This window comes from Flavobacterium zepuense, assembly GCF_007097145.1.
GTDB classification, from domain to species: Bacteria; Bacteroidota; Bacteroidia; order Flavobacteriales; family Flavobacteriaceae; genus Flavobacterium; species Flavobacterium zepuense.
In genome coordinates this window covers 413,222-419,221 of record NZ_VJVZ01000003.1, presented here as the reverse complement: position 1 = coordinate 419,221, position 6,000 = coordinate 413,222, and the positions used below count along the sequence as shown (strand labels likewise).

The following is a 6,000-nucleotide window of genomic DNA, read 5'->3' as shown; positions in this document are numbered from 1 at the left end:
GGCCCCTGATGGTAAGCTTTGGATTGTTGGCTCCAACTGTCGTTGGCAGTCCGCGGTTTAGTATTAATCCGCTGGTGACCCCCTCTAAGCGGTCAAGTATATTGATCCCTACGTTACGGTTGATCGTTTTAGTATCTATTTGAGTAAACGCTCCAGTTGCCCTTTCTTTAGGTATCGTTTGGTAGCCCGTTGAAACTACATTGACAGCTTCCAGCTGCGAGGTGGCGCGTTTCATCGTTATGAGCGCCATACTTGGGTTTAGAGCTTTTACAGGTATCTCTATCGTTGAATACCCAACGTAAGTGATAACTAAAATGGCATTATCATCGATGAAGTTCATTTCAAATTCACCATCATTGTCAGTTACCGTAGCGCGGGCACTGCCCTTAACCTTTATAATTGCACCCGGCAGGCCATTGCCAAGGGAATCGACAATTTTACCCTTAATATTGATGGGCTGCTTTAAATAGTCTTTTACTTTCTCGATGAAGGTCTTCTCCTTCGCTTTTACGACTACCGCATGGTTAACGATGGTATAGGTAAGCGGCTGACCCGTAAAACAACTGTCCAACACATCGGTAAGGCTGGCATTAATAACATGGATACTGACCTCCTTGGTATTCTTCAGCAGGTCATTTTCGTAAAAGATACTATATCCGCTTTGCTGTTCTATTTTTTTAAAAATCCTTGATAAAGGGGCATTTTTTTCCTGTAGGGTGATTTTTTGAGCATACACGGATGCGGACACATTAAAACAGGCTAGCAAAATGAATATGACGATAAGCTTCATAAGCACAAGTGTTTTAATAAGCCGCCTCTGGTAGGAGAGCGTAAAAATTTGCATACTTTTGTTTGTAAGGGTTAATCAATAAGTCCTGGATGGATTGTCCGGTTTTGCTGGTGTTTGGCCCCTATAAGGCCGGGAGTGTTGGTAGCACTTCCGGCTCTTTTTATTAGAGGCTCAATCTAAAGTTTCGGGATTACTACCTGTAATCCATTTTAAATGTCAATGCGCCTGTGGTTTCCAGTACGCCTGCATTGTTAGCGGATACAATCAGTGTACTTTCACTCATGATCCATTTTTCAGTCGGCGGTAAAGGGTCGGGCGAAACCAGGCTTACAGTACGCCGTGAGCGAAATGCCACAGAACATTGTGAGCCGAAATATTTGAGCGCATGGCTGTTCATTCCTGATAAATAGGTGCTCTGTGCCGTAGAGAGCGAAAAGTTGTCCTTGATCCAGGTGTCAAAGTCGGATTCGGCGGCATCTGCCTGTGCATTAAGCAATGAATTTGAAAGGGCATAAAGCTCGGTCGTCTTGGCGGTCACGCCTGCCGGGGTTAATGGTTGTACTGGCATTTTAAAATTGTATCTGAATATTTTAAATAATAATTCTTGTCCTGGATGGATTGTCTGGCCTGTGATGGCATAAATCAGCCGGGAGTGTTGGTAGCACTTCCCGACTTTGATTCAACTATTTATTAACTGTTCTTTTTATTTCTTCATAGGCGATACTGTTTATGGTTTATCATCTGTTTATTATGGTGTTACTATTAACCTCCTGTTTTCTATACTTGCATGGATGTTTGCGGCATACAGTATTTGCAGCAATTCTGATAGATTACTGTTGCGCGGTATGCCGCCCGTAAACAGCCTTTGCGGGATTTTACCACGGTATTCGATATCTACATTATACCAACGGCTGAGCGAACGCATGATGGTTGCGATGTCAGCATCTTTAAAGTAGGTACGCCCGTTTTTCCAGGCTATAGCCAGATCGGTATCAGCTGCCTGTACCATAATCCTATTCCTTGTCAACGCCTGCTGTCCCGGTTTCAGCAATTTCGATTCGCCTGTTTTGGAAACTTTTACTGAACCTTCCATGAGCGTGGTTACAATGGAAGTTTCATCAGCATAACCCATGATATTGAAATGAGTACCCAATACTTCGACCGTCTGTCCGCCACTGCTTACCCGGAACGGTTTCGCCTTGTCGCGTGCAACTTCAAAATAGGCTTCACCCTTCAGTTCCACTTTCCTTTCAGTGCCATTGAAGGCCACAGGGTATTTTAGGGAAGAAGCTGCGTTAAGCCAGACGTGGCTGCCGTCGGGCAGGATGAGCTGGTACTGGCCGCCTTTAGGAGTGGATAATGTGTTTTGCAGTACTGTAACCCCGCCGCCTCGCGCGGATGGTGCAGCATTATTAACTGTGCTATACATTAACTGTCCGTTGCCGGTTTGGGTTATAGTTGCACCGGATTGTTTGGCAAGTTCGCCCCTGCGGGAATCTTCGAGTGTAACCTTAGATCCATCGGCCAGTGTCAGTACGGCTTTGTTGCCACCGGGGGCGACATCTTGCTTTAGGGCTGCTGTGGTATGTTTTGGGCTAGTTTGCTGGTGAAAAAGAAAATAATCGCCAAAAGACAGCATCAGCAGCAGGCACGCAGCGGCAACGATGCGCGGCCATAGCGGTCTGATAGGCACAGGATGCTTTAAAGGCAATTCACCCCTTAGCGACTGGATCAGCCTCGCGGCATCCTGCGGGCTTAATTCGTGGGTGGAATTGGTGCCCTTGTCGATATACCAGGTTTCCAGCTTTGCTTTTTCTTCAGGGCTAAGCCTGCCTTCACGGTATCGTTTTAATAATTCGGGGATGTCTTGTTCATTCATCTTATGCAGCCGGGCTTTTGCCCATTTATACTGCTAAGACGGCTAACCGTACCTCTGCGTCATATCGCCTATGATCTAAAAGTTAAATTAATTTGACCAAATTAATTTAGGGGCAGGCATGTATAGTTAAAGGAATGGAAAAGTGGATAGAAAGCCGTCAATTTTTGGCTTAAGGATCTTCAGGGCTTTATACACCTGTTGTTTTGCCGTTTGGTCGGTGATGTTGAGTTGTTCCGATATCTCGCTGTAACTCAATCCGGCTTTTTTATTGAGCAAAAAAACTTCGCGCATTTTTGATGGCAGTTTATCTATTTCCTTTTCAATCAGTGCCGCGAGTTCCCTTTCCCTGACCGTATCGTCTGTGATGCTGTATCCTTCTACCATAAAGCGGCTGATGGAACTGGCATATTTTAAAACCACGTCCTTATGAGATAGCAGGTCAAGTATCCTGTTTCTTACAGCGGTGTATAAATAGGATGATAACGATGTTTTAACGGCTATTGTATCCCGCTTATGCCACAGGTTCAAAAAAACGTCCTGAAGCACGTCGTGGGCTTCCGCCTTATCAGCCAGTAGCCTGAAGGCGTGGCGCAGCAACAACTCACTGTAACGCTCAAAAATTTCCGTGTAGGCTAATTGATCCCCCTGCCGGAGCAGGACGGCCAGTTCATGGTCGTTGTAGTCGGGGTATCGTGGCATGAAAACAACCTCAAAGCCAAAATACTGATTTTAAAGGAGTTTTTAAAATAAAAGATAGGGTGTATTAGTGCAGGTTACCCGCCAGCAAGAAACAGGCTGTATTAATCCAGACCACCTTTGCGAAGTTTATGCAACAACCTTTCATTTTCATCCTTTAGTTGCCTGCAAGCTGTGTTTAGCTTTTTATTTTCCTGCTGTGCCGCCAATATCCTGTCAAGCATATTCAGGTTGCTTTCCGCCCGGTGCTTTTTTTCCTCGGTATAACGGTATGACAGTTTACCATACTCGATCTTTAGCTCGCGATAGTCCGAACGGACTTTGGCCAGGCTACGCTTTAGCTGTTCTATTTTTTTTTCTTGCTCTTGAATGCTCTTTTCGGTGGTTTTGGAGCTACCCGGGGTAGGCTTTAAACGTAGACCCGCCAACAATGATCGCAGTTTGCGAAAGGGATTCAACTGGGATAGATTCATGGCAACGCTTTTTATTTTATACAATGGCCTATCTGGTTGCCTGCCAGATTGTAAGCTATAAAATTAATGAAACCAATGCTGCCAAGCCATATTCCGCCTGTTTTTTGTTTCACCCGCATCTTTTAGCGATAGTGCTTTTACAGCGCCGGGATCATTTTAATTTTAATTTCTGTAATCCATAGGGAGGTTCATAAGTAATTAAATACAGATCATCGAGTAAGAATTTTCTTTTATTTGAACCGGCATCTTTTTGCAGGAACGTCCAGTCCTTTCCACTATTTCGGGAAATAAAATAGTGATCCGTCATTGCTTCTTCACCATGGCATATAATTACTTCTACTGCTTTGAATGTATAAGATTCTTTTACAGTATATTTTTTGTCCCCAAATTCAAAGTCGCGATATAAAATGTGGTGGTACGCATTGGGGAAATATTTATTCCTTAAATCATTAAGATTAGATTGCTCAACTACATTCCAATGTAATCCCAGATCGTAAGATCTTATCAGCATGGAATCAATCAGGCATGTTATTGTATCTCCGGAGAGCAAAATATCATCAGTACCATTATTTATATTTGCATCGAAAGGTATCGGCTTCCAATTCCTGCCTCCGTTTTTAGTCATATAGGCAACCGGATAGGCATCCAGCTTATCAATATTTTTGGAATCATCATTGTGAATTAATTTATAACCACCAATAATCCCATTCAGGGAATCCTGAAAATAAATCGGGTCCAGACTTTCCGGTTCCTCAAAAATCCCCAGTGCAACGGTTTCTTCCCATTTTGAATGACGGCAGCTTATTAAAGTAATGAATAGAATGATTGTAATAAGGTTTCTCATTTTCGAGATGGTTGATTGATACTGCCGCTAACGTTAGGCCGCTATGCGAGTTGCGATTCAGGTGGGCTGAATTTTCCCTGCAAGATAAAACATTATTCGTGAACTGATAGTTCCCGGCTACTAAAAACCAGCATGCGTCGTCTTAGGCTCTCGCCAAAACACTTATTTCTGATATGATATCGTTCTCTGTTTATTTGTAAGTACTATATGTTAGTGCTGGCTGCCCCAAGCCATTTCTCCACCTGCTTTGTTATTTCATCCGCATCATTATTGGGGTAGTGCTTTTTCAGGTATGCTATAAAAGCGTCCTGGGTATCCGCGCTTTCCCATTCCATGACCGTAAGGCAGAGTATCGGCCACCTTTTTGTTTCTTTCATAAACCCGTAGAGCGGCAGGTAAGGTGGCGCATAGAAAAGGGAATTTTCTACCAGCTCCTCATACAGCGGCTTGGTTAGTGCTATTTTCATATCCCTGATGACCTCATAGGCTATACGGTACTTGGTACCTTGGCTGATGGCTACCGCAAAGGCGGGCATGCCCTTGTCCTGAAAAAAGGTATGCAGGTAATCGATAAATCCACCCTCGGTTTCATCGCACAAATCTTTACTGTAGTAGGCATATTTTTCCTTGAAAAGTTCAATGGAAAAATCATCTTTATACTTATCGATAATAAAATCAATAACCGCTTTTTCTTTTACAGTGATTTCCTCCAGTGACGGCCCTTTGCTTATGCCTGCGACCGAAAGGAAGTACCGGGGTTTGGAGAACAGCTCAAAATAATAGCTTTTAAAAAAAATGGTCTTGCGCTCATAAGTAAGCTGTACATATAAAGGATAAGTCTCCTGACCATGTAACAATACCTGCTTGAGTCGGTCATTCAGGTAGGTTTTATAAGTGACTTTATAGGGCTTATTCATATTGCGTTATATGTTTCATCGTTTTTACATGCAGTGGCTTCCGCTTGTCTGTAGCTGCCTCTAATGCAAATTTAGGCAAAAGCAGGGTGACAGGTCATCAGCGTTCCAAAACTTTTATCAAAGATAATAAAAAAGTTTATATAGTTTTTATTTTACCAAAACTATTTATTATCTTAGCCTTTGTAAATGGTAAATCCCTGCACGTAGGGAATGATGTAGAACGATTAATGTGGGAGTGCAATGGAGAAAAGACTGAAACCGGAGCAGGTCGTGGAGATGCTGCGTAAAAAAGGTATGGATGTGTCTGTAGAACAGGCCGTCATGGTACTTGAATTTTTACAACTGCTGGCTACAATTATGGTGTCGCAGTACCTGAAGAAAAATTGATTTTGTACCTTTAT

The 6,000-nt window shown here is 43.1% G+C and carries 8 protein-coding genes; 1 reads left to right on the top strand and 7 read right to left on the bottom strand.

What is annotated here, in order from left to right:
• From FMM05_RS07130 to FMM05_RS07100, 7 genes are all read right to left on the bottom strand, one after another.
• The coding region (locus tag FMM05_RS07130; RefSeq protein WP_185965526.1) for an STN domain-containing protein at positions 1 to 790 on the bottom strand (790 nt) is incomplete at its 3' end.
• Positions 791 to 983: 193 nt separating this feature from the next.
• Entirely contained in the window at positions 984 to 1,358 is a 375-nt protein-coding gene (locus FMM05_RS07125; RefSeq protein WP_143372651.1) for a hypothetical protein, read from the bottom strand.
• A 180-nt stretch (positions 1,359 to 1,538) separates the two neighbouring features.
• A complete protein-coding gene (locus tag FMM05_RS07120) occupies positions 1,539 to 2,669 on the bottom strand; it encodes a FecR family protein (RefSeq protein WP_143372650.1) in 1,131 nt (376 codons plus the stop codon).
• Between the two features lie 126 nt (positions 2,670 to 2,795).
• Complete coding sequence (locus FMM05_RS07115; RefSeq protein ID WP_143372649.1) at positions 2,796 to 3,368, bottom strand: RNA polymerase sigma factor; 573 nt, start codon at positions 3,366 to 3,368, stop codon at positions 2,796 to 2,798.
• A gap of 101 nt (positions 3,369 to 3,469) precedes the next feature.
• Positions 3,470 to 3,838, bottom strand: a complete 369-nt coding sequence (locus tag FMM05_RS07110) for a hypothetical protein (protein WP_143372648.1) — start codon at positions 3,836 to 3,838, stop codon at positions 3,470 to 3,472.
• A 151-nt stretch (positions 3,839 to 3,989) separates the two neighbouring features.
• Positions 3,990 to 4,682: a hypothetical protein gene (locus FMM05_RS07105; RefSeq protein ID WP_143372647.1), complete on the bottom strand. Its 693-nt coding sequence runs from the start codon at positions 4,680 to 4,682 to the stop codon at positions 3,990 to 3,992.
• 203 nt (positions 4,683 to 4,885) lie between these two features.
• A complete protein-coding gene (locus tag FMM05_RS07100) occupies positions 4,886 to 5,599 on the bottom strand; it encodes a hypothetical protein (RefSeq protein ID WP_143372646.1) in 714 nt (237 codons plus the stop codon).
• A 240-nt stretch (positions 5,600 to 5,839) separates the two neighbouring features.
• On the opposite strand from FMM05_RS07100, the gene FMM05_RS20955 reads away from it, so the two are divergent.
• A complete protein-coding gene (locus FMM05_RS20955) occupies positions 5,840 to 5,986 on the top strand; it encodes a hypothetical protein (RefSeq protein ID WP_185965525.1) in 147 nt (48 codons plus the stop codon).
• Positions 5,987 to 6,000: the final 14 nt, after the last annotated feature.

Excerpts from the sequence above, each read along its gene's own strand:
- FMM05_RS07125 (WP_143372651.1), bottom strand. The coding sequence starts at position 1,358 with ATGCCAGTACAACCATTAACCCCGGCAGGCGTGACCGCCAAGACGACC.
- FMM05_RS07120 (WP_143372650.1), bottom strand. The coding sequence starts at position 2,669 with ATGAATGAACAAGACATCCCCGAATTATTAAAACGATACCGTGAAGGC.
- FMM05_RS07115 (WP_143372649.1), bottom strand. The coding sequence starts at position 3,368 with ATGCCACGATACCCCGACTACAACGACCATGAACTGGCCGTCCTGCTC.
- FMM05_RS07110 (WP_143372648.1), bottom strand. The coding sequence starts at position 3,838 with ATGAATCTATCCCAGTTGAATCCCTTTCGCAAACTGCGATCATTGTTG.
- FMM05_RS07105 (WP_143372647.1), bottom strand. The coding sequence starts at position 4,682 with ATGAGAAACCTTATTACAATCATTCTATTCATTACTTTAATAAGCTGC.
- FMM05_RS07100 (WP_143372646.1), bottom strand. The coding sequence starts at position 5,599 with ATGAATAAGCCCTATAAAGTCACTTATAAAACCTACCTGAATGACCGA.
- FMM05_RS20955 (WP_185965525.1), top strand. The coding sequence starts at position 5,840 with ATGGAGAAAAGACTGAAACCGGAGCAGGTCGTGGAGATGCTGCGTAAA.